Below are 20,018 nucleotides of genomic sequence, written 5' to 3' on the forward strand. Positions count from 1 at the left end.
TCTGCTGTAACGAGACCTTGACCATGGACGAACGCCAATACGCCTTGCTGGCCCGCCAACCTTCCGCTGCCCTGCAAACCCGTGAGCGGTTCTGGGGCATGCCCAAGCGCGGCCTGGCGTTTTTGCTGGCCAACGTCATGTTCTGGCAACCGATGTGGGCCCAGGCTGACGGTATTGTCGTCAGCGCACCGGGCACCGGCCTCAGCCAGGCAGGCAATGGCGTGCCCATCGTCAACATCGCCCGGCCCAACGGCAGCGGTCTGTCCCACAACCAGTTCAGCGACTACAACGTCGGCAGCAACGGCGTGATCCTCAACAACGCCACCGCCCGCACCCAATCCACGCAACTGGGCGGGATCATCGTAGGCAACCCGAACTTCAACGGCGCGGCCGCCACCACCATCCTCAACGAAGTCAACGGCGGCAACCCCAGCCAGTTGCGCGGCTACACCGAAGTGGCGGGGCAATCGGCTCGAGTCATCGTCGCCAACCCCTATGGCATTACCTGCAACGGTTGCGGCTTCATCAACACCCCGAAAACGACCCTGACCACCGGCAAGCCGATCATCGAGAACGGTCAGGTGAGCCGCTACCAGGTTGACCAGGGCAGCGTCGCCATCGAAGGCGCGGGGCTTAACGCCAACAACGTCGACAGTTTCGAAATCATCACCCGCAGCGCGAAGATCAACGCCGAGATCCAGGCCAAAAACCTGACCATCGTCACTGGGCGCAACGACGTCAACGCCGACACCCTTAACGCCACCGCCCGCGCCGACGACGGCAGCGCCAAGCCGCAACTGGCAATCGACTCCTCGGCCCTGGGTGGCATGTACGCCGGCAGCATCAAACTGGTGGGCACCGAGGCCGGTGTCGGGGTGAAGCTGGACGGCCAATTGATTGCCAGTGGCGGGGATATTCAGCTCGATGCCAACGGCCGCCTGAGCCTGGCGCAGACCTCGGCCACCGGCGCGGTCAACGTCAAGGCCGCGAGCCTTGATGCCCAAGGCCCGATCTATGCCGGCACCGCGTTGAACGCCCAGACCCAGGGCAACCTGAGCAACCAGCAGAGCCTTGCGGCGCGGGACAGCATCACCCTGAGCGCGGGGGGACAACTGACCAACAACGGCATTATCGAGGCCGGGGTTAATGCGGATAACACCCGTAATGCGGCGGGGGATGTGAGCCTGACGGCGCAGAGTCTGAGTAACAACGGCGGGAGCGTTGTTGCCAGTCGTAACCTCACCGCCAACGTTGCGCAGACCCTGAGTAACCAGAGCGGAACCCTGAGCGCCGGGCAGGCCACCATGGTCAACGCCGCGACCCTGGACAACCAAGGCAAAGGGCGGGTGCTTAGCAGCAATACGCTCAACGTCACCGCCAACACACTGCTCAACACCCAGGGCACGCTCAGCAGCAATGGCAACCTGACGGCCAATGTCAGTCAGTTCAATAACAACAGTGGCGGACTCACCGGCTTGAGCGGCGTCACGTTGCGCGTTGCCTCGCTGGACAACGTCGCAGGCCTGGTCGCGGCGGGGCAGGGGTTGGATATCAACGCCAGCGGCCAGGTGAACAACCGCAGCGGCCGGCTCACTTCAAGCAAGAGCGTCCAGCTCAGCGCTGCGTCGATGGATAACACCGCAGGTCGTTTGCTCAGTGACGGCGCGCTCACCGCCAGCATTTCGGCGCAACTGCTGAACCAGGCGGGATTGCTGTCGTCGGCCGGACTGCTGACCCTCAATGCGGCGAGCCTGGACAACCGTCAGAACGGCGTCGTCACCACAACCCAGGCCGCCAGCCTCAATGTAGGCAAGTTGGATAACCGCGGCGGCGAGCTGTCGAGCCAGGGCGTCCTGACGCTGACCGGCACCGAGCTGGACAACAGCAACAGCGGCAAACTGATTGCCTACGGCGACCTGCGCCTGACCCTGGAGCGCCTGACCAACCAGAGCCAAGGGGTGATCTCCAGCCGGAGCGCCCTGGCTGTCAACGCCGGGCAACTGGACAACCGCCAAGGCTCGCTTTACGCCCGGCAAGGGCTGAACCTGGACTTGCGTGGGCAACTGCTCAATGCCCAAGGCAGCCTCAAAAGCGACACCAGCGCCAGCGTCAAAGCCGCCGCGATCACCAACGATGCGGGCCAGCTGACCAGCGTCGGTGCGTTGACCATCGACAGCGCTGCGACCCTGAGCAACCTGGGCGGTAGCGTCATCAGCGGTGACACGCTGCTCTTGAAGGCCGGTCAGGTGAACAACGCCTCCGGTCGCATTGCCAGTGCCAAGGCGCTGAATGCCAGCGTCACCGGGCTGGCGCAACAGAACGGCCAATTGGTCAGCAACACCAGTCTTTCCCTCGACCTCAACCACGGGCAGTTGAACAACCAGGGCGGGCTGATCAGTACCCCCGGTGCGCTGCTGCTGAACAACCTCGCCGCCGTGGACAACCGCGACGGCGAGATCTCCAGCGACAAGGCCTTCAGCCTGAACGCCGTCAGCCTGGACAACCGCACCGGCAAGATCGTCAGCAAGCAGAGCCTCAACCTGATCATCGCCCAGGCGCTGAACAACGCCCAAGGGCTGGTCTCGGCAAACGGCCTTGCCGTGCGCGCAGCCAGTCTGGACAACAGCGGCGGCACCTTGAGCAGCGACGCCGACCTGAGCGTGAACCTCGACGGCGCGCTGACCAACCTGGCGGGCGAAGTCTCCAGCGCCGGCCTGACCCGGCTCAACGCGATGACCCTGAACAACCGCAACGGTGAGGTACTGGGCGACAACGCCTTGAACATCACCCTTGGTGGTGCGCTGGACAACCGCGAGGGCGTGCTCGGTTCGGGCAAGGTCGTGGACATCCAGGCGGCCAGCCTGAACAACAGCAACGACGGCCAGGTGATCAGCGACGGTAGCCTGAGCGCTCGCATCAGCGGCCTGCTGGACAACCAGAGCCAGGGCGAAGTGATTGCCAAAGGTGCACTGGACCTGCAAACCGGCAGCCTCGACAACCGTAGCGGTCGCCTCACCGGCATTGACCTGCTGACCGTGCGCAGCGATTCGCTCGACAACCGCAGCGGCAATGTCCGCGCCGACAAAGCGCTGCAACTGACGGTCGCACAACTGGACAACCGCAACAACGGCGTCATCACCGGCAAGGCCGGCGTCAACGTCCAAAGCACACGGCTGGACAACAGCGGCGGCCTGCTGAGCAGCGTCGGCCCGCTGACCTTGAAGGCCGGGGAAGTGCAGAACGGCCTCGGTCGCATCTCCAGCCAGACCGATCTCACTGCAGTAATCGATACCCTGCAACAGCAGGGCGGTGCGCTGGTAGCGCAAGGCAACCTGAAGCTTTCCGGCAGCGTTCTGGATAACCGCAACGGTGGTTTGGTCGGCACCACAAAAGCGCTGGATTTGCAGGTTGGGCAGGTCGATAACCGGGCGGGTGAATTGTCCGCAGGGCTGGGCGTCAAGGTCGGCGGTCAGCGCCTGGACAACAGCGACGGCGGTAAACTGATTGCCGGCAACGCTCTTGAATTGAAAGTCGTGCAACTGATCAACCAGACCCAGGGGCTGATCCACGCCCAAGGCAGCCTCACGCTCACCGGCAGCACCTTGGACAACAGCGCTGGCTCGCTTAGCAGCCTTAATGCTCTGGTGGTCACACTTGACAACGCACTACTGAATAACAAAGGCCTGATCAGCAGCGAAGGTGAACTGACCGTCAACGCCGGCAGCCTCGATAACACCGCCGGCAGCCTGGGCAGCGCTGGCGCGTTGTCGATTGTCAGCCTGGGCGGGTTGGTCAACCAGGGCGGCTCCATCAGCACCGATGCCGGCCTGAGTCTCAAGAGCGCCAGCCTGGACAATAGCCAGAAAGGCCTGGTCTCGGGCAGCGCCGCCACCCAGGTCAACACCGGCGCTTTCAACAACAGCCAGGGCGGGCGTCTGACATCGGGCAGCACCCTCAAGCTCACGGCCACCCAAGTAAATAACGCCGCCGGCCGTATCGCCAGCAGTCAGGCCCTGACTGCATCGGTCACTGGGCTGGACCAACAGCAAGGCGAGCTGTTCAGCACCACCAGCGTCAGCCTGGACATGAACCAAGGCCAGCTGAACAACCAGGGCGGCCTGATCAACGCTCCGGGCCTGTTGCTGCTGAGCAACCTCAAGGACGTCAACAACCAGGGCGGTGAAATTTCCAGCCAGCAAGCCTTCACCCTGGCGGCGCGCAACCTCGATAACAGCGGCGGCAAACTGCTCAGCAACCAAGGCCTGACGCTTCGAACAGTGCAGGCGTTGAACAACGCCAAAGGGATTATTTCGGCCTCGTCCGTGGACAGCCACAGCGCCAGCCTGGACAACAGCGACGGCCTGATCAGCAGTCGCGATCAGCTCGATTTGACTGTCGATACGTCGCTCGACAACCAGCGCGGTTCGCTGATCGCCGACGGCGCGCTGACAGTGAACGCTGATCGCCTGGACAACCGCGCCGCCAGCATCGCCGGCAAAGCCGGGCTCGACGTCACGGTCACTGCGCTGGACAACCGTCAAGGCACGCTGGTCAGCACCACGGACCTGACCTTGAAGGCATCCAGCCTCGACAACCGCCAAGCCGGTTTGATCGGCGCAACAAAAGCGCTGGATCTCAACGTCGACGATCTCGACAACCGTGGCGGCGAGCTGAGCGGCAATACCGGCGTCACCCTGGTGAGCAACAACCTCGACAACAGCGACAGCGGCCAGGTATTCGCCGGACAAGCGTTGAAGCTCACCGTGGACAAGCTGATCAACCGCAACAAGGGCCTGCTCAGTGCCAAGACACAGTTGAACCTCGTGGGCGCCTCGCTGGACAACAGCGGTGGCTATCTGGTCAGCCAGCAGAACCAGCGCATCGATCTGAGTGGCGACCTGATCAACAGCCAAGGTCAAATCAGCAGCGAAGGCACGTTGGATGTCAGCGCCGCCAACCTGAGCAACACCGGCGGCAGCCTGTCCAGTGCGGCCAACCTCACGGTTAAAAGCCTGGGCCGCCTCGACAACCAGGGCGGCGAACTGGTGACCGACGGCGCGTTGCTGCTCACCAGCACGGCGCTGGACAACCGTCAGCAGGGCAACATCAGCGGCAAAGGCGCGGTGACCGTCACCACCGGGGCTTTCAACAACAGCCAGAAAGGCCTTCTCAGCAGCGGCGCCACATTGAACCTCAAGGCCGGTCAGGTCACCAACCAGGACGGCGGCCGCATCGGCAGTCAAGGCGTGTTGACCGCCTCGGTTTCCGGTCTGGACCAGCAAGGCGGCAAGCTGTTCAGCAACACCTCGCTGAGCCTGGACCTGAACAACGGCCAGCTCAACAACCAGAACGGCCTGATCAACGCTCCCGGCACGCTGCTGCTGAAAAACCTCCTCGGCGTGAACAACCAGGGCGGTGAAATTTCCAGCGCCCAAGCCTTCACCCTGGCGGCGCAGAACCTCAACAACGATGGCGGCCGGCTGCTCAGCAACCAGGGCCTGACCCTGCGCATCGCCCAGGCGCTGAATAACGTCAAAGGCCTGATCGGCGCGGCCAGCATCGATGCCCATACGCAAAGCCTGAACAACAACGGCGGCACCCTTACCAGCCGTGGCAACCTCGACCTGATGGTTGACCAACAACTGGATAACCAGGCCCAAGGCCTGATCAGCGCCGCGCAACGGCTGACACTCAACAGCGGCAATCTGCACAACCAGGGCGGCAGCGTGCTGGCGGGCGGCGCGCTGGTCCTCAACGCCATGGCGCTGAACAACAACGCCAACGGCCTGATCAATGCCCAATCCAGCCTGACTCTCACAGCCGACTCGCTGGACTCCAGCGACGGCGGTGAAGTGTCGGCCAAGGGCGACCTGACCCTGTCCCTGGCAGCGCTCAGCCAAAACGGCGGGCGTCTGCTGGGCGAGCAAGCCCTGACGCTGAACCTCGGCGGTCATGACCTGAACAATCGCAACGGCCTGATCACCGCCAAAGGCCAACTGGCCGTCAACGGCCTGCGCAACCTGGATAACCAGGGCGGCGAAATCTCCAGCAGCCAAAGCTTCAACCTCAACGGCCAGACAATCGATAACAGCGGCGGCAAGCTGATCAGCAGCCAGAGCCTCGGCGTGACCGGTACCACCCTGATCAACCAGAACGGCCTGATCTCCGGCTGGCAGGGGCTGGACATCAACAGCACCAGCCTCGACAACCGCAATAACGGCACACTCTCCAGCCGTAACGGAAACCTCGGCGTCACCCTCAGCGGTGCGCTGCTCAACAGCGGCGCCGGTGCGTTGGTTACTCAGAAAACACTAACCGTCAACGCAGCCAGCCTGGACAACCGTGGCGGCATCCTGTCCAGCGGCAGCGACCAGACCCTGACCGTCACCGGCGGCTCGCTGAACAACGCCCAAGGCGGCCTGATCGACAGCGGCGCCACCTTGGTCATGAACGCCATGACCCTGGGCAACGCCAGCGGCACCATCAACGCACAAAACGCCCTGAACTTCACCGGCACCAGCCTGGACAACAGCGGCGGCAACCTGATCGGCAACGCCGCCGTCACCCTCGACCTGCTCGGTGCACTGACCAACACCAATGGCAAGATCGCCAGCGTCGGCCCACTGCGGGTCGAGCGCGCCACGCAAATCAACAACCAGGGCGGCCAGATCGCCAGCCAGGGCCTGTTGACCTTGCTCACTGCTGGACTGGACAACCGCAATCGCGGCACCGTTGCGGCCAATGATCAACTGATCCTCAACACCTCCGGCGCGGTACAGAACGACGCCGATGGCTTGATCTACAGCCAGAACGGCGGCGTGGAAATCGACGCCGCCAGCCTTACCAACGGCAAGGGTGTGGTGCAAAGCCAAGGAGGGTTGAAACTCACCATCGATGCGGACATCGATAACCAGAGCGGTCGAATCCAAGCCAAGGCCGGCGATGTAACCGTAACGGGTCGCCATTTCGATAACCGAGGCGGCGTGCTCGCCAGCCTGCAAGGCCTACTCACCACCCAACTGAGCGGCGTGCTGAAAAACGGCTACGACCTGAACAACAACCGCCAGGGCGGCATCACCCAGGCCCAGCGCCTGAACCTGATCGCACTGGGTGGGCTGGATAACTACGGCGGGCGCATCTCCGCACAGACCGGCGACGCGACCGTCGTCACCCGCAACTTCGACAACCGCAACGGCGGCCTCTACGCCAAAGGCAAGGTCAACGTCACGGCCAACGACTTCGACAATAGCGGCGACAACGACGGCCAGATTGCCGGCAGCCAGATCGACCTGAACCTCTCCGGCGCCTTGAACAACCGCCTGGGGATTATCGAGAGTGACAGCACCCTGGCGATCAAGGCGGCAAGCCTGGATAACCAGACCGGGCAGTTACGTGCATTGGGCAGCAGCGGCACCACCAACTTCCAGATTGGCGGGCTGTTCGACAACCGCAACGGCACACTGGAAACCGCCAACAACGGCCTGATCCTCAACGCCGCCAACTTCCAGAACCTTGGCGGCAGGCTGTTGCATGTCGGCAGTGGCGACTTTGACATCTCCACCGCCAACCTGACCAACGCCGGCGGCAGCCTCGTCACCCGCGGTGGCTTGACGCTGACGGCTGACAGCTGGACCAACAGCAGCGTCATCCAGGCCGGGCGACTGACCGTCAATGTGAACAACCTGACTCAGACCGGGACCGGGCAGTTGCTGGCTTCCAGCAGTTTGGTGGGGAGCGGGGGGAACTGGAGTAACGATGGGCTGATTGCCAGTGATGGTTCGATCAGCCTTGAGTTAGAGGGGAGTTATGGTGGCAACGGACGCTACACCAGCCTGGGCAACCTTGCCCTGACGGCAGCCTCGATGAATCTGGGCAGCGCGGGCAGCATCGCCAGTGGGGGAGACGCCACTCTCAATATCGGTGGGCAACTCAACAACTACGGCCGCATGACTGCCGCCTCTGCCATGACCGTCAACGCCGGCTCAATCAACAACTACGGGACGCTGGGCAGCGGCGGCAACCTGCGCCTGGGCGCGACCAGCCTGCTCAACCAGAATGGCTTGATCTTCAGCGGTGCGGACATGGCGCTACGCGTCAACGACTTCACCAACCGTTTTGCCGACGTCTATGGCACGGGCAACATCAGCGTCAGTCGCGATGACAGCAACGCCTGGAGCGCTTCGATTGCCAATATCTCGGCATCGATTGAAAGCGGCGGCGACTTGACCCTGGCGGCGGATCGTATCGAGAACCGCAAGGATGTGTTCGAGGCTACGGGTGGGTTGGTGTCGGGTTACATCGGGATCCAGTGTTACGCCTGTGCAGAGTTCGTTCCGTACATTGGTTACAAGGAAGACGGTTACATGGTCTGGGTGGAAAACTATACGTCTCAGATCGTTCAGGATTCTGCGTCAGCCAGTATGACGGCCGGAAAAAATTTCCTGACCAATGGGGGCGATTTTCTCAATCAGGCCTCGACGGTTAGCGCCGGCGGCAACTTGACCCTTAGCCTGCGGACCTTCGCCAACAGCGGTGCGTCGGTAGGTGATTACAGTGTGCGGCGCTCATTCAACTTACCCCACAACGCCGATGAGAATATGGCCTTTTGGGAGGCGGTGATGAACTACAACGCCGCCAATGATCCTTTTTACTATAACCAATACCAGCGTCCCAGCTTGCATGCCTGGAACGCTGTCAATGTCGAGTCCATGTTCACGATACTTTCGAAGCCTGGGGGGCGTGGGGATAATCCCTACACTTCCTTTGGCATCGTTCATGTTGATGGCGGCCCTGACAATCTTGACCCGGCACACTACAACGACGGGGTGCGTACCGACGCTCCGGCTTCTGTCAAAAACGCTGCCTTCTTCGAAAACACCATCACCTACAACGGCCCCTCAAGCTTTGCCAGTGCCGTCGTACAAGCTGGCGGAACGGTACACATCAATGCAACTCAAAACCTCACCAACAGTGTCGTCCGTGAAGGCGTCACTCTAAATGGCGGAGCCTCCAAAGTTGGCTCGACCCAACTCACCGGCCAGGTGACTCCGGCGGTCATACAGATCAATGGACAGCTCCCACCCAACCTCGCGCAGCAACAGCTCAACCCGTTGACCCTGCCGGGTTTCAGCTTGCCTACCGGGCAGAACGGCCTGTTTCGCTTGAGCGGCCAGGGTGGCTCGGCCCAACAGGCGACCCAGGCCAACAGCGTGCCGCAAAGCTGGAGCATGGCCAGCAACGCCATCAGTACCACCCAGCGCCAACAGGACCTGCCGGACATCCAGGCTCGCAGCGTCCAGGTCGGTGAGGCTGCGCAATTGGTCACGGCTGACCGGCAGCTGACTCAAGTCACTCGCCAAGCCGCTGACAGCAATGTGAGCACCCGCGTGCCTGATGCAAGCGCGCCTGTCGAAAATGGTCATTCGCTGCCAATGCCGAGCCGCAACAGCGGTACGGTCGTTGCGACCCCAGTGGAAAGAGTCAATGTCACGGGCATCAGCCTGACCCCAACCGCCCAGGTCGTCCCGACGGTGGGTAATGCGGTTGCCACCCCGGCGTCCAGCCAGACAGTGGCGCGGGTTCAAGGTGTGCCGGATACCTCCTTCAAGACCAATCCACAGAAATACCTGATCGAAACCAACCCCGCGCTCACTGAACTCAAGTCGTTCATGAGCTCGGACTACTTGCTGGGCGAACTCAAGTACGACCCCGACCAGAGCGCCAAGCGCCTGGGCGACGGCCTCTACGAACAGCGCTTGATCCAGCAAGCGGTCGTCGCCCGCACCGGCCAACGCTTCATCGACGGCCAGACCAGCGACGAAGGGATGTTCAAGTACCTGATGGACAACGCCATCGCCAGCAAACAGGAACTCGGTTTGTCGGTGGGCGTGACGCTGACCTCGGAACAAGTCGCCGCGCTGACCCATGACATCGTCTGGCTGGAAGAGCATGAGGTGAATGGCGAAAAGGTGCTGGTGCCGGTGCTGTATATGGCCCAGGTGAACAATCGTCTGGCGCCGAACGGGGCGTTGATTCAGGGGGCGGATGTCAAGCTGATTGCTGGTCAGGATCTCAAGAACTCCGGCACTTTGCGGGCAAGCAATAACCTTGATGCGTCCGCCGGTAATGACATCGTTAACAGCGGACTGATCGAAGCGGGGGAGCGCTTGGATCTGTTGGCGGGGAATAACATTGTTAACAAGGCTGGGGGGATTATTGCAGGGCGGGATGTGAGCCTGACCACAACCCGTGGTGATGTGATTAATCAGCGCGATGTGACGGGTATCGATGTCAGATTCGGCGCTAACTTGAATCATCGCGATTATCTCGACAGTGCAGCGAGGATCGAAGCAGCCAATGATCTGAAAATAGACGCCGCTCGGGACGTTAACAACATCGGTGGAGTTCTGCAAAGCGGACGTGATCTGGAGCTAACGGCTGGGCGCGACGTGAACATCACATCGGTCCAGGACCGCACTACGTATGCGCGAGGCAGCAGTTTTCTTGATCAAACCGTTAAGCAACAAGGTGCGGAAGTGACGTCCGGTCGAGATCTCTACATTGATGCTGGTCGTGATGTGACAGCGATTGCCAGTCGCCTGGATGCCAAGCGGGATCTCGACATCAGTGCCGACAACGATCTCACGATCAGTTCGGCGGCCAATACAAGCGACTTCGTCTCACGTGGCAAGAGAAGCGCGCAGGAGGCACACAATGTCACCCAACAAGCGTCCGTGCTTGACGCCGGTCGCGACATTGCGCTCTCCGCAGGTAACGATCTGGGCGTCATCGCCAGCCGGATCAAAGCCAAGGATGACGTCAGCCTGGATGCGGAACGAGACGTCGTAATCGCCTCAGCCCAAGACGAAGCTTCTTCCTATTACTACAAGAAAAAGAAAGGTTCGTTCGGTCGTAGTAAGACGACGGAGAAACAAAGCTACAGCAGTACCAATGTGGCGTCTGTCATCGAGGCGGGAGGGGACCTGACCGTTAATACAGCCATGGATGGAGACGGCGACGTCAGTCTGAACGGCGGACGCAATGTCACTATCATGGGCAGTGAGTTAAAGGCTGGAAATGATCTGATCGTAGGCGCTACCAATGACGTGACGGTGCTATCCGCCAGCGAAGAAAGCGGGGCGTATAGCAAAAAAACCAAAACCGGTTTGTTCGGCCTGTCCAAAAGCGGCAAAAGCCAGTTGCAGACCAACGTGACTCAGGTGGGCAGTGAGCTGAGTGCGGCGAACGATGTGGTGCTTATTGCTGGTCATGACATCGGTATGCAGGCAAGTGAAGTCACAGCGAAAAACAATGCTGAGCTACACGCCGGCCTGATCGACAAGACCGGTGACATTGATCTCACCGCAGCAGATGACCAAGCCTATAGCCGGACTGAGGAATACAAGAAAAAGGTTGGTCTGTCTCTCAAGGACACGGTTGGGCTTTTTGCCGGTACGCCTGGGGCTGGGGCGGACATCACCCTGAGTGCCTCGCAGAAAAAAGGTCGTGAAGTAGTCAGCAGCACCAGTGTCGGTAGCCAGATCAGCGCAGGGAACGATGCTGTGCTGGACGCTGCCCGAGACATCAATATCGTTGGCAGCGGCGTAAGCGCTGACCGAAATGCGACGCTTGATGCCGGGCGCGACGTAAACATACTCGCCGGCACCAATCAGCACAGAAGCAATGATTGGAAAACCAATAAAAGTTACGGCATCAAGCAGGATGTCGACAACAATGGCTACACCACGTTCGTCGGCAATGAAACGATTAAGAAAGGGCGTGATGCCGACGGTAATACCGCAGCAGGCAGCCTTATTGACGCAGGACACGATGTACGGATCGATGCCGGTCGTGACATCAATCAACTTGGCTCCGACCTGCAGGCTGACAACGACATCAGTTTGAAAGCGGTACGTGACATCAACATCCTCGCGGTCAACGAGCGGGATCGAGTCACTACTACCGAAAGTGTAAAGCGTAACGGCACCACGACTACTGTCGCCTATAACCTTGGCAACACGATAGATGCCTTGGGCGGGACGGGTAAAGGCGAAGACGGTGTCAGCAAAGTTTCCAGTGTGTTGAAAACCGTCGATGCCCTTGACCAATTCTTCAGCGGTCCCAAGTTCGACGGGCACATTGGCGGTTCAAGTACCAGCCAGAGCCAGACTCAAACTTCGCTGACTAATCGCCCTTCCAGCCTTTCGGCAGGCAACGATGTCAGCCTTGAGGCCGGGAACGATGTGAACGTCAGCGGCAGTCGCTTTGACGCGGTGCGTGACATCAATGTAAGCGGTCGCAACATTACGCTCGATGTGGCTCATGGGGCGCAAAGCACTGATAGCAATCAAACCCAAAGCAAAGGGGGCGTGAAAGGAGGCACCACTGGCGGCTTCAAGCTGGGCGTAGGTATGAGCAATGCCGGCGGGAAGGACGAGTCTACACAGGGGACCTCTACGGCAACGCAACTCAACGCAGGCCGTGACGTCAACCTGGATGCCAAAAAAGATCTGACCCTGATTGGCACCGAAGTGACAGCTGAGCGGGATATCAAACTCAAAGCCGGCGATGACCTGAAAATCCTGTCGGCGCAAAACGCCTCCAGCAGTGAGAGTAGCCGGCGCAGTTGGGGGGCTGAGGGCGGTCTTATTGCAGGTCAAGACGGCTTCGGTGTCTATGGCAGCGCTAATGTCGGTCTTGGAAATCTGGAGCGAGAAGGGGTCCAGCAGCAAGAGGCCTATCTCTACGCGGGCAACCGGCTGGGCTTTGAGAGCGGTCGCGACACCACCGTTGCCGGTGCCACGTTACGCGGGGATGAGGTGATCGGTGATGTGGGCCGCAACCTCACAGTAACCTCGGTGCCGAATACAGGCAAAGCCGAAGGCAAAGAGTTCGATGCGAGTCTCACGGTAGCCGTGAGTTATGGCATGACCGTCAGCGGTTCGGTTGGCTACGGTCAGACCAATGGCAAAACCAATTGGGTTGAAAACCAGACCGTTATCAGCGGCGAGAAAAAAGTCGATATACGCACCGAAAACCATACCCAGCTGGACGGGGCGGTATTAGCTGCGGACAACGGCAACCTGAAGCTCGATACCGATACCTTGGATTTCCGCGATATCACCGGTAAAGACAATGAGCATGGTTATTACCTCAACGTCAGCGGTAGCTACAGCAACGGTGGTGGGGCGCAAGCTGACAAACCCAACAAGGGTATGGAGGGGAAAGACAAAAATAGCTGGGCGCTTGAGGGTTACAACTACAACAAGGACCGGGAGCAGATCCTCCGTGCGACAGTGGGGGCGGGTGAGATTGTTGTGCGTGACGACAAGGTCACGGGAGAGGACTCGGCGGCGGGGCTAAACCGGGATGTGGGCAAGGCGTACGAGGTGACTCGGGATGAGGAGCATCGGACGGAGTTGTATGTAACCAATACCTCTATTGAGGCTGTGGTTAGCCCTCGGAAAACCCTCGATAGATGGCAGAAGAACGTTGAAAACTATGGTGAGAATAGCCTTGAGACATTGAATGTTTTAACCGACTTCCTGTTTGGTTCTGCGGCGGCTGTTAAGTGGCAGGACTTTCAGGTTGCGGACGAGATAATGTTGCGTCGTGCTTTCCAAAGGCAGCTTGGAAGTCGAGATGCCGAACGCAGAATGGCTGCTGTCGATAGCGCGCTGAAAAAAATTACCAATGGTGCTCAATCCCCTGAAATAACAGCTTTAGTCCTAAGAGTTACAGCCATTGCGGGCGATAATCCTGATCAGGCTTTAAGGTTATTAGATTTACTCCAAGATTCGCAACAACGTCATTTAGGGAGCAATAGCTTTTTGCCAGCGCTCGCGGCTGGTGGGGCGATTGGTGCGTTAGGGGCTATGCTGTTAACTACAGCGAGCTCGCCGCAGAATCAGGAAAACATGCAGGACGCGGCAAACGCGGTGGTACTGTCTTTTGGGGATGCGGGCTACACCGGGCAACAACAGTTGAGTTTGTCGGCAGAGTTGTGGCTGTTCATTTTTAAAACCACCTTCCCGGTCCATCTGCTTGATCCCAAATATGGCGTACTGGAATTCCTGGCAGAAAATAACGACTCGCTCCATCCTGTTAGTGCGGGTGGATCTATCGTACTGCCTTCAGGGCCAAATAGTACCGGGGGGAGTACGATCGAGGATAATGGCGGCTGGAGCACCACTTCACCTGCGGTGGACCCGGACTTGTCACCGGGGAATATGTATAGCAGTCCGGTGGATTATGACCATATTATTGGTGCGGACTATACAAGTAATAATAAACCCACTGGCGCACATACCCTATTGAATGGGGATGTGAGAATCGTGCCTGGGACTCAGACAGCGCCTGACCCTTTCGGCGTTTACCAAGCTACCGTGGAGGTACCAGACCCAAGAAATCCTGGACAGTGGATTGTCAAGCCTGCTAATAATGCAAGGAATTCTATGTTTCCTGCTGCTTGGGATAAAGAAAGACTAATTTACGAAGTAGATGCTGCGTGGAATAGCCCTAAAAAAACAGTTAACGGTACAATGTGGCGTTCAGAGACTCCTTCAGGCGTCACGGTCACCGGATATATTTCTCCAAGAACAACGGTGTATCCTGTCTATAATCCTTAATTTTGATGGTGTTATATGGAGCTAAAGTTTTATCACGTATCGGGGGGGGTATACCCTCCTGCGGGACAAATTTTTCACGCCGAAGCTGAAGTTTCACCCGGTCAGCAGGACGCGGATCGTTACAGTCTCTATGTTTGCAGCGTATTAAGTGCAATCGCTCAAACTCCGACGAGCTGTGATCGAATGCTGAAGTCTATCGCAGCTGTCGAAGAGGGTGGACTAACTTCAATCGTTGAGGGCGGGAATGATGTCCTATTGAATATCGACGCCTCTGGTGTGCAGGTCGATATTTTGGTCAATGAAGAATGGACCGGTCAGCCAGAAAGCAGGTTTACCTTACATGAATGGCGCAAGGTTCTGGAGCATTGGAAATACCTTTTAGAATTGCCCAAAGGTTCTGAAGAGGTCGTTATAGTTAAGTTGCCCTAAGCTCTGTACGAAATCCCCAGAAACCCAGTATAAAGAGCTGGGGGGAGAGAAACTCAAAAAAAGGGGACAAAAAAAGGGGACAGATTTATTTTTCAATCCTCTGCTACGCTGAAGGCTTCCAAGGATGGAGGAACCAAAATATGCCCAGAATGGGACGTATTGTTTTACCAAACTACCCCCACCACGTAGTACAACGCGGCCATAATCGGCAGGTAGTGTTCGCAGCGGCAGAGGATTATCAGCGCTATCTATCTGATCTGCGCGAGCTAAAGGATGCTTTCGGTGTAAAGGTCTATGCCTATTGCCTGATGACGAATCATGTCCATCTATTGCTGGCTCCGGGTGAATCGACCGTTGGGCTGGGGCAGTTAATGAAAGCGTTGGCCGCTCGTGCAACGCGCTATCGAAATCGATTGGAAGGGCGTTCAGGCACTTTGTGGGAAAGCCGTTATAAATCCAGCGTGGTGCAGTCGGATTCATATTTGCTCGCCTGTAGTCGTTACATTGAATTGAATCCTGTACGCGCTCGCATGGTCGCCGATGTCGCAGACTATGCATGGTCGAGCTATCGAAGCCGGGTAGGTGATGAGCCTGGTAGGTGCTGGTTAGATGCTGATCCATGCTTCTTGGCCTTGGGTGATACCCCGCTGGAGCGGCGGCTTCGGTATGAGGAATATGTGCGCCAAGCCATTCCGTGTGATCAGCTTCGGTTAATCCGCGATGCTTTGCAGCGAGGTCAATTGACGGGGACAAGCCGTTTCGTAGATGAGGTGGAGCGAATTGTTGGCGTGCGGGTAGAGCGGCGAGGACAGGGGCGGCCAAGGACTGAGGTATGAGGTAGAAAAATAAATCTGTCCCCTTTTTTCGTTCGTGCGGTGTTGCGGGAGGCTCTTCAGCAAAGCGCTGAATCTGAAAAGGTTTTAGCTAGGCAGTGTGAGTTTAACTGCTTTGATGTTGAATTTGATTTTTTAAAAGGAATTGTGGTTGTTCAAGATGTTCTCGAGTCGGGGGAGGGGAGTTGCATGGAAATGCCGATATCAGAATTTGCTGTTCTTTGTGGGTTGAATGATGGTTAGGGTGGTGCCAATATTTTAAAGGTGTGGGCATAAATAAATCTGTTCCGAATGGCACTTACTTAACAGCTAACTCACTGATATGGCGTAAAAAATGAAACCAAGGCTGGCCTTGGTCATGTGCTCTCCGTGTCTACGTTATACAGGTTAAATCGCATCCTATGATGGCAACTTTGCTTGTTGAAGCGTGAAACGGGCGACCCTCAAGTCGCCCGTTTTCATTACTCCGCCGCTTGCGCCCGCAAGCGTCTCCCAATCACGTCCATCACATCACACCCATCGCGCAGCGATATCGTGAGCATTTTGCAGAAATCGGTAAGCACCAACGTGTCGGAGCTAATATCCGAGCGGAACGCTAGATTTTCAAGCAGTTGGGTCACTGTGCGGATGCGGTAGTCGGCTGTTTCGAAGAGGACGTCGAGTGGGGCTTCGGTGTCGATGAGCAGGGTGGCAGGGGTGATGTCGATGCCGGTGATGGGCATGTATCGATTCATAGGTTGTAGCCTCGTTTGATTTAGTGAGAGCTACCAACCATCCGTCGCCAAACGAAAGGGTGGCAGCTGTACGCAGGTTGGCGAACCGGAACGAGGTACCGGCAGACCCGGAGATCTCCCGCGTACAACTGCCATAAAGCGAGGCAGTATCGCGGATGCGGGGACGCCTGCAAACAAGCAGATCGCTTTCGCACCTCGTTGACAGGTCGCCAAACCTGAACCGCCATTAGGCGACAACGGACTATAGGCTCCCCCGTTCCAGCGCAACAAGCCGCCGCTTTCCGAGCTTCACGTAGGATTTTTTGGCAGGGTTTGCAAGCCGTCGGGCCACTAAATGGGCGGACATTAAACACACACATCAAGTTGTGGGAAAAAACACTCTGCCTCGTCAGCCCATTCCCAAAGTGCTTTTTCTGCTCTTCGCGTCTACATCCAGATGGCTTGTTTCTGAGGCAGACTCTTTGCCCGACTCAATCTACTCGGCAGAAGAAAGTGGACCTCGAAAGAACCCATTACCTATTTATTGTTGACCTCAATGCTCAAATCAGAGGCGCCGGGTCCTCAGCGGTCTACGTCCTCCATGGTCATTTACCTTCCGGAATAGACCGCTGATGATTTATTGGGTTCAGTTGCTATTTTTTCTAAGCCTCTACCTCTTCCTGTATTACCAGATCAAGGACAGATTTTTTAGAAAGTGGTCAGGGCTGGTGCTCCTAATGGGCGGGTTGGTTCTGATTCTATGGTTGCCTTACATGATGTTGTTTTTCAGCACCCCAATCATTTCAATCGGTACGTTCCTGATGGGGGTGGGGCTGTTCGTTACCCAGAACAAGTACCGTCGCCTGCGGTCCGGATTGCCCCTTCATCCGCTGCGACGTATGGGAACGACGAATCTGGCCGATGGCTTTCCCTGCGATTCGGATATGCAGGAGTTGTTAAATCTGCTGCACGAAGAGATTGGCCTTCCCAAGCACCGGGTTATCAGTTTGGACATGGCGATTAATCTCGACCTCGGATGTAGCAGGGGGGAGGCTCGCTATCTGATTAAGGCGCTACGACAGGATTTCGGGATCGATTTTTCTGAGTACCGGTCTTGCCGTTATTTTCCGCTGTCGATATTCGACGGGCTTCTGGGTAGCAAGGGGGGCGTCGGTGAGCCGCTGACTATTGCGATGCTGTATCAGGCGATCAAGGCTCGGCGCTGGGAAACTTGGACGCTGGAGGGGCTTTGATTGGGTTCATTCTGCATGCGCCTGCTTCGCAGTCGAGCGGGAGCAAGCTCCCTCGCCACGGGACGGTGTTTGGCTTCAGGTTGAGGGGAGCACAACATTGTGTTCGTAACATCGAAAACTAATTGGGAGTATCTGGCCAGGATGGATGATGAGGATGTCGATACCAGTGACATTCCTGAATTGGGCGAGGACTTCTTTCGCCGCGCCGAGTTGATCATGGTGAACGGCAACCGGCAGCTGACGTTCGAGTTTCGTGAAGGAAACGCTTATGGCTTGGAATGTGAGGATTACTACAAATGAATATGCACAACCCACCCCACCCCGGTGCATTCATAACCGAGTTCTATATGGAGCCGAACGCTATAAGTGGTCGTGAGCTGGCGCAAAATCTTGGCGTGTCGCCCTCGACTCTGTGTCTGGTCTTGAAGGGGAAACGCCGCGTTTCGCCTGAAATGGCGTTGCGGCTGTCGGTCGCGCTTGGCCGCTCGCCGGAAAGTTGGTTGGCTATGCAAGGTGCTTACGATCTTTGGCTTGCTCGCCAGCATGTTGATTTGCAGCAGGTAGGGGATTGTATGCGGTCGGCTTCGTGATTGCGTTGAGTCTGGCAATGTAGGCGCCTGCTTCGCAGTCGAGCGGGAGCAAGCTCCCTCGCCACGGGGCGGTGCTCGACTGGTGGCCTGGGCGTCAGCTATGGCAGCAGCTGTGGGGCTTGGCGTCTTCGTATTTATCGTGATGCCGTACCCAATCCATGATCTCGTCCTCATTGCGGCCCTTGGGCGTCAGGTCGAGGTAGTGGTAGGTGCCGACCAGCATGTCCAGGCCGCGGGCGTAGGTGGAGTAGGTGTGGAAGATGTCGCCGGCTTCGTTGCGATAGAAGACGCTCAGGCCGGGGAGTTCGGTGGCGGTGGTGTCGGTTTTTTCGTAGTTGTAGGTGGCTTTGCCGCTGGCGAGGTCTTCGGCGTCGAAGCTGACGCCGAAGTCGTGGTTGAAGTCGCAGCCTTGCGACGAGACCCAGTCGAAGGTCCAGCCCATGCGGCGTTTGAAGGGTTGGAATTCGGCGAAGGGCGCGCGTGATACCGCGACCACGGCGACGTCGTGGTGGGCCAGGTGTTGATTGGCGCCGTCGATGTGGTCGGACAGGAAGGAGCAGCCTTGGCAGCCTTCTTCCCAGCCGGGGCCGAACATGAAGTGGTAGACGATCAGTTGGCTACGGCCGCCGAACAGGTCGGCCAGGCTCAGTTCGCCGTGGGGACCCTGGAAGCGGTAGGGTTTGTCGATTTTGACCCAGGGTAGGGTGCGGCGTTCGGCGCTGAGTTTGTCGCGTTCGCGGGTGAAGGCTTTTTCATGGGCCAGGTGTTCGCGGCGGGCGGCGAGCCATTCTTCTCGCGAAACGACGCGATGGTGCTCTACGTTCATGGTGGTTTCTCCTGTTGGCAGAGGGGCTTCAGGAATTGGTCGTTTGGCCTGGGGGGAATTCGACAGGCCGTTGGTCGGTTTGTGAAGCGATCCGTTGCTGAGCGAATGCCGTTCACTTGGGAATATAGGTGGACCTGTGGCGAGGGGATAAATCCCCTCGCCACAATAGGTTCACTTGAGTGGGCAGGATTGCGTCGGGAACCTCGGCTGAACGGCGGCGCAGCGCTTGGGTCACAGCTTAGGTAGGCATCTCACTCTTTGGAGGATGGATCAGGATGACGACTTATAACTGGGACTTGATCGAAAAGTTGTTGCACGAAGTGCAGAACGGCGCCGGCCACAGTTTTACGCCTCGGCCTTATGCAGAGCAGTACGCCGCAGAGAAAGCGGCCGCGGGTGAGGACATCGAGAACCTCGATCATCTGAAAGCGGTCGCCGGGGAGTACGAAAAGTTACTGCTTGAGCGCGGCTATATCGAGCCTCGTCCGGAGGAAGAGGGCGGCAATGGCGAGAATTTTGTGCTGACGCCCCGTGGTTCGCGGTTGTTGAGCCTGATCGACAGTAGCATTCCGGGTAATGATCATCCGCGCCAGGTGCTGGATGAGCAGGAAGATGCGCTGGATGAGTTTACGTTTGATGATCTGGCTTCGAAGGCGCAGATAGCTTAGGGATTCAGCTCGACTTTGTGGGAGCGGGCTTGCTCGCGAAGGCGGTGTGTCAGTCAGCATCATTGTTAACTGATACACC

Annotated in this window: 8 protein-coding genes and 1 pseudogene; 7 read left to right on the forward strand and 2 right to left on the reverse strand. The window is 58.0% G+C overall.

Annotation, left to right across the window (positions count from 1 at the left end; genetic code table 11):
* The first annotated feature begins 23 nt into the window (after positions 1-23).
* The 3 genes from RGM2987_RS26255 to RGM2987_RS26265 all read left to right on the forward strand — a co-directional run bounded on the left by RGM2987_RS26255 (position 24) and on the right by RGM2987_RS26265 (position 15,892).
* A complete protein-coding gene (locus RGM2987_RS26255) occupies positions 24-14,627 on the forward strand; it encodes a hemagglutinin repeat-containing protein (protein ID WP_245145770.1) in 14,604 nt (4,867 codons plus the stop codon).
* Positions 14,628-14,642: 15 nt separating this feature from the next.
* The gene (locus RGM2987_RS26260; protein ID WP_245145771.1) at positions 14,643-15,056 is read left to right on the forward strand and encodes a hypothetical protein; all 414 of its coding nucleotides are present in this window, start codon (positions 14,643-14,645) and stop codon (positions 15,054-15,056) included.
* Positions 15,057-15,196: 140 nt separating this feature from the next.
* The gene (locus RGM2987_RS26265; protein ID WP_245145772.1) at positions 15,197-15,892 is read left to right on the forward strand and encodes a transposase; all 696 of its coding nucleotides are present in this window, start codon (positions 15,197-15,199) and stop codon (positions 15,890-15,892) included.
* Positions 15,893-16,350: 458 nt separating this feature from the next.
* Here the strand turns inward: RGM2987_RS26265 and RGM2987_RS26270 are convergent, their stop codons facing one another.
* The gene (locus tag RGM2987_RS26270) at positions 16,351-16,623 is read right to left on the reverse strand and encodes a hypothetical protein (RefSeq protein WP_245145773.1); all 273 of its coding nucleotides are present in this window, start codon (positions 16,621-16,623) and stop codon (positions 16,351-16,353) included.
* Between the two features lie 611 nt (positions 16,624-17,234).
* On the opposite strand from RGM2987_RS26270, the gene RGM2987_RS26275 reads away from it, so the two are divergent.
* From RGM2987_RS26275 to RGM2987_RS26285, 3 genes and pseudogenes are all read left to right on the forward strand, one after another.
* Positions 17,235-17,855 carry a DUF1493 family protein gene (locus RGM2987_RS26275; RefSeq protein WP_245145774.1) on the forward strand — a complete coding sequence of 207 codons (621 nt, stop codon included), beginning with the start codon at positions 17,235-17,237 and terminating at the stop codon, positions 17,853-17,855.
* Between the two features lie 99 nt (positions 17,856-17,954).
* Positions 17,955-18,068: pseudogene (locus tag RGM2987_RS26280) on the forward strand (3-oxoacyl-ACP synthase); the annotation flags it as partial.
* Between the two features lie 83 nt (positions 18,069-18,151).
* Positions 18,152-18,445 (forward strand): HigA family addiction module antitoxin, encoded by a 294-nt coding sequence (locus RGM2987_RS26285; RefSeq protein WP_245145775.1) that lies wholly within the window; start codon positions 18,152-18,154, stop codon positions 18,443-18,445.
* Positions 18,446-18,539: 94 nt separating this feature from the next.
* On the opposite strand, the gene RGM2987_RS26290 is transcribed toward RGM2987_RS26285, so the two are convergent.
* Entirely contained in the window at positions 18,540-19,271 is a 732-nt protein-coding gene (locus RGM2987_RS26290) for a thioredoxin family protein (RefSeq protein WP_245145776.1), read from the reverse strand.
* 275 nt (positions 19,272-19,546) lie between these two features.
* Between RGM2987_RS26290 and RGM2987_RS26295 the strand changes: the two genes are divergently transcribed.
* The gene (locus RGM2987_RS26295; RefSeq protein WP_245145777.1) at positions 19,547-19,939 is read left to right on the forward strand and encodes a transcriptional regulator; all 393 of its coding nucleotides are present in this window, start codon (positions 19,547-19,549) and stop codon (positions 19,937-19,939) included.
* Positions 19,940-20,018: the final 79 nt, after the last annotated feature.

The sequence above is a fragment of the Pseudomonas sp. RGM2987 genome (assembly GCF_022952855.1).
Classification (GTDB): domain Bacteria; phylum Pseudomonadota; class Gammaproteobacteria; order Pseudomonadales; family Pseudomonadaceae; genus Aquipseudomonas.

Coding starts and splice junctions, on each gene's coding strand:
- RGM2987_RS26255 (WP_245145770.1), top strand. CDS start 24: ATGGACGAACGCCAATACGCCTTGCTGGCCCGCCAACCTTCCGCTGCC.
- RGM2987_RS26260 (WP_245145771.1), top strand. CDS start 14,643: ATGGAGCTAAAGTTTTATCACGTATCGGGGGGGGTATACCCTCCTGCG.
- RGM2987_RS26265 (WP_245145772.1), top strand. CDS start 15,197: ATGCCCAGAATGGGACGTATTGTTTTACCAAACTACCCCCACCACGTA.
- RGM2987_RS26270 (WP_245145773.1), bottom strand. CDS start 16,623: ATGAATCGATACATGCCCATCACCGGCATCGACATCACCCCTGCCACC.
- RGM2987_RS26275 (WP_245145774.1), top strand. CDS start 17,235: ATGATTTATTGGGTTCAGTTGCTATTTTTTCTAAGCCTCTACCTCTTC.
- RGM2987_RS26285 (WP_245145775.1), top strand. CDS start 18,152: ATGAATATGCACAACCCACCCCACCCCGGTGCATTCATAACCGAGTTC.
- RGM2987_RS26290 (WP_245145776.1), bottom strand. CDS start 19,271: ATGAACGTAGAGCACCATCGCGTCGTTTCGCGAGAAGAATGGCTCGCC.
- RGM2987_RS26295 (WP_245145777.1), top strand. CDS start 19,547: ATGACGACTTATAACTGGGACTTGATCGAAAAGTTGTTGCACGAAGTG.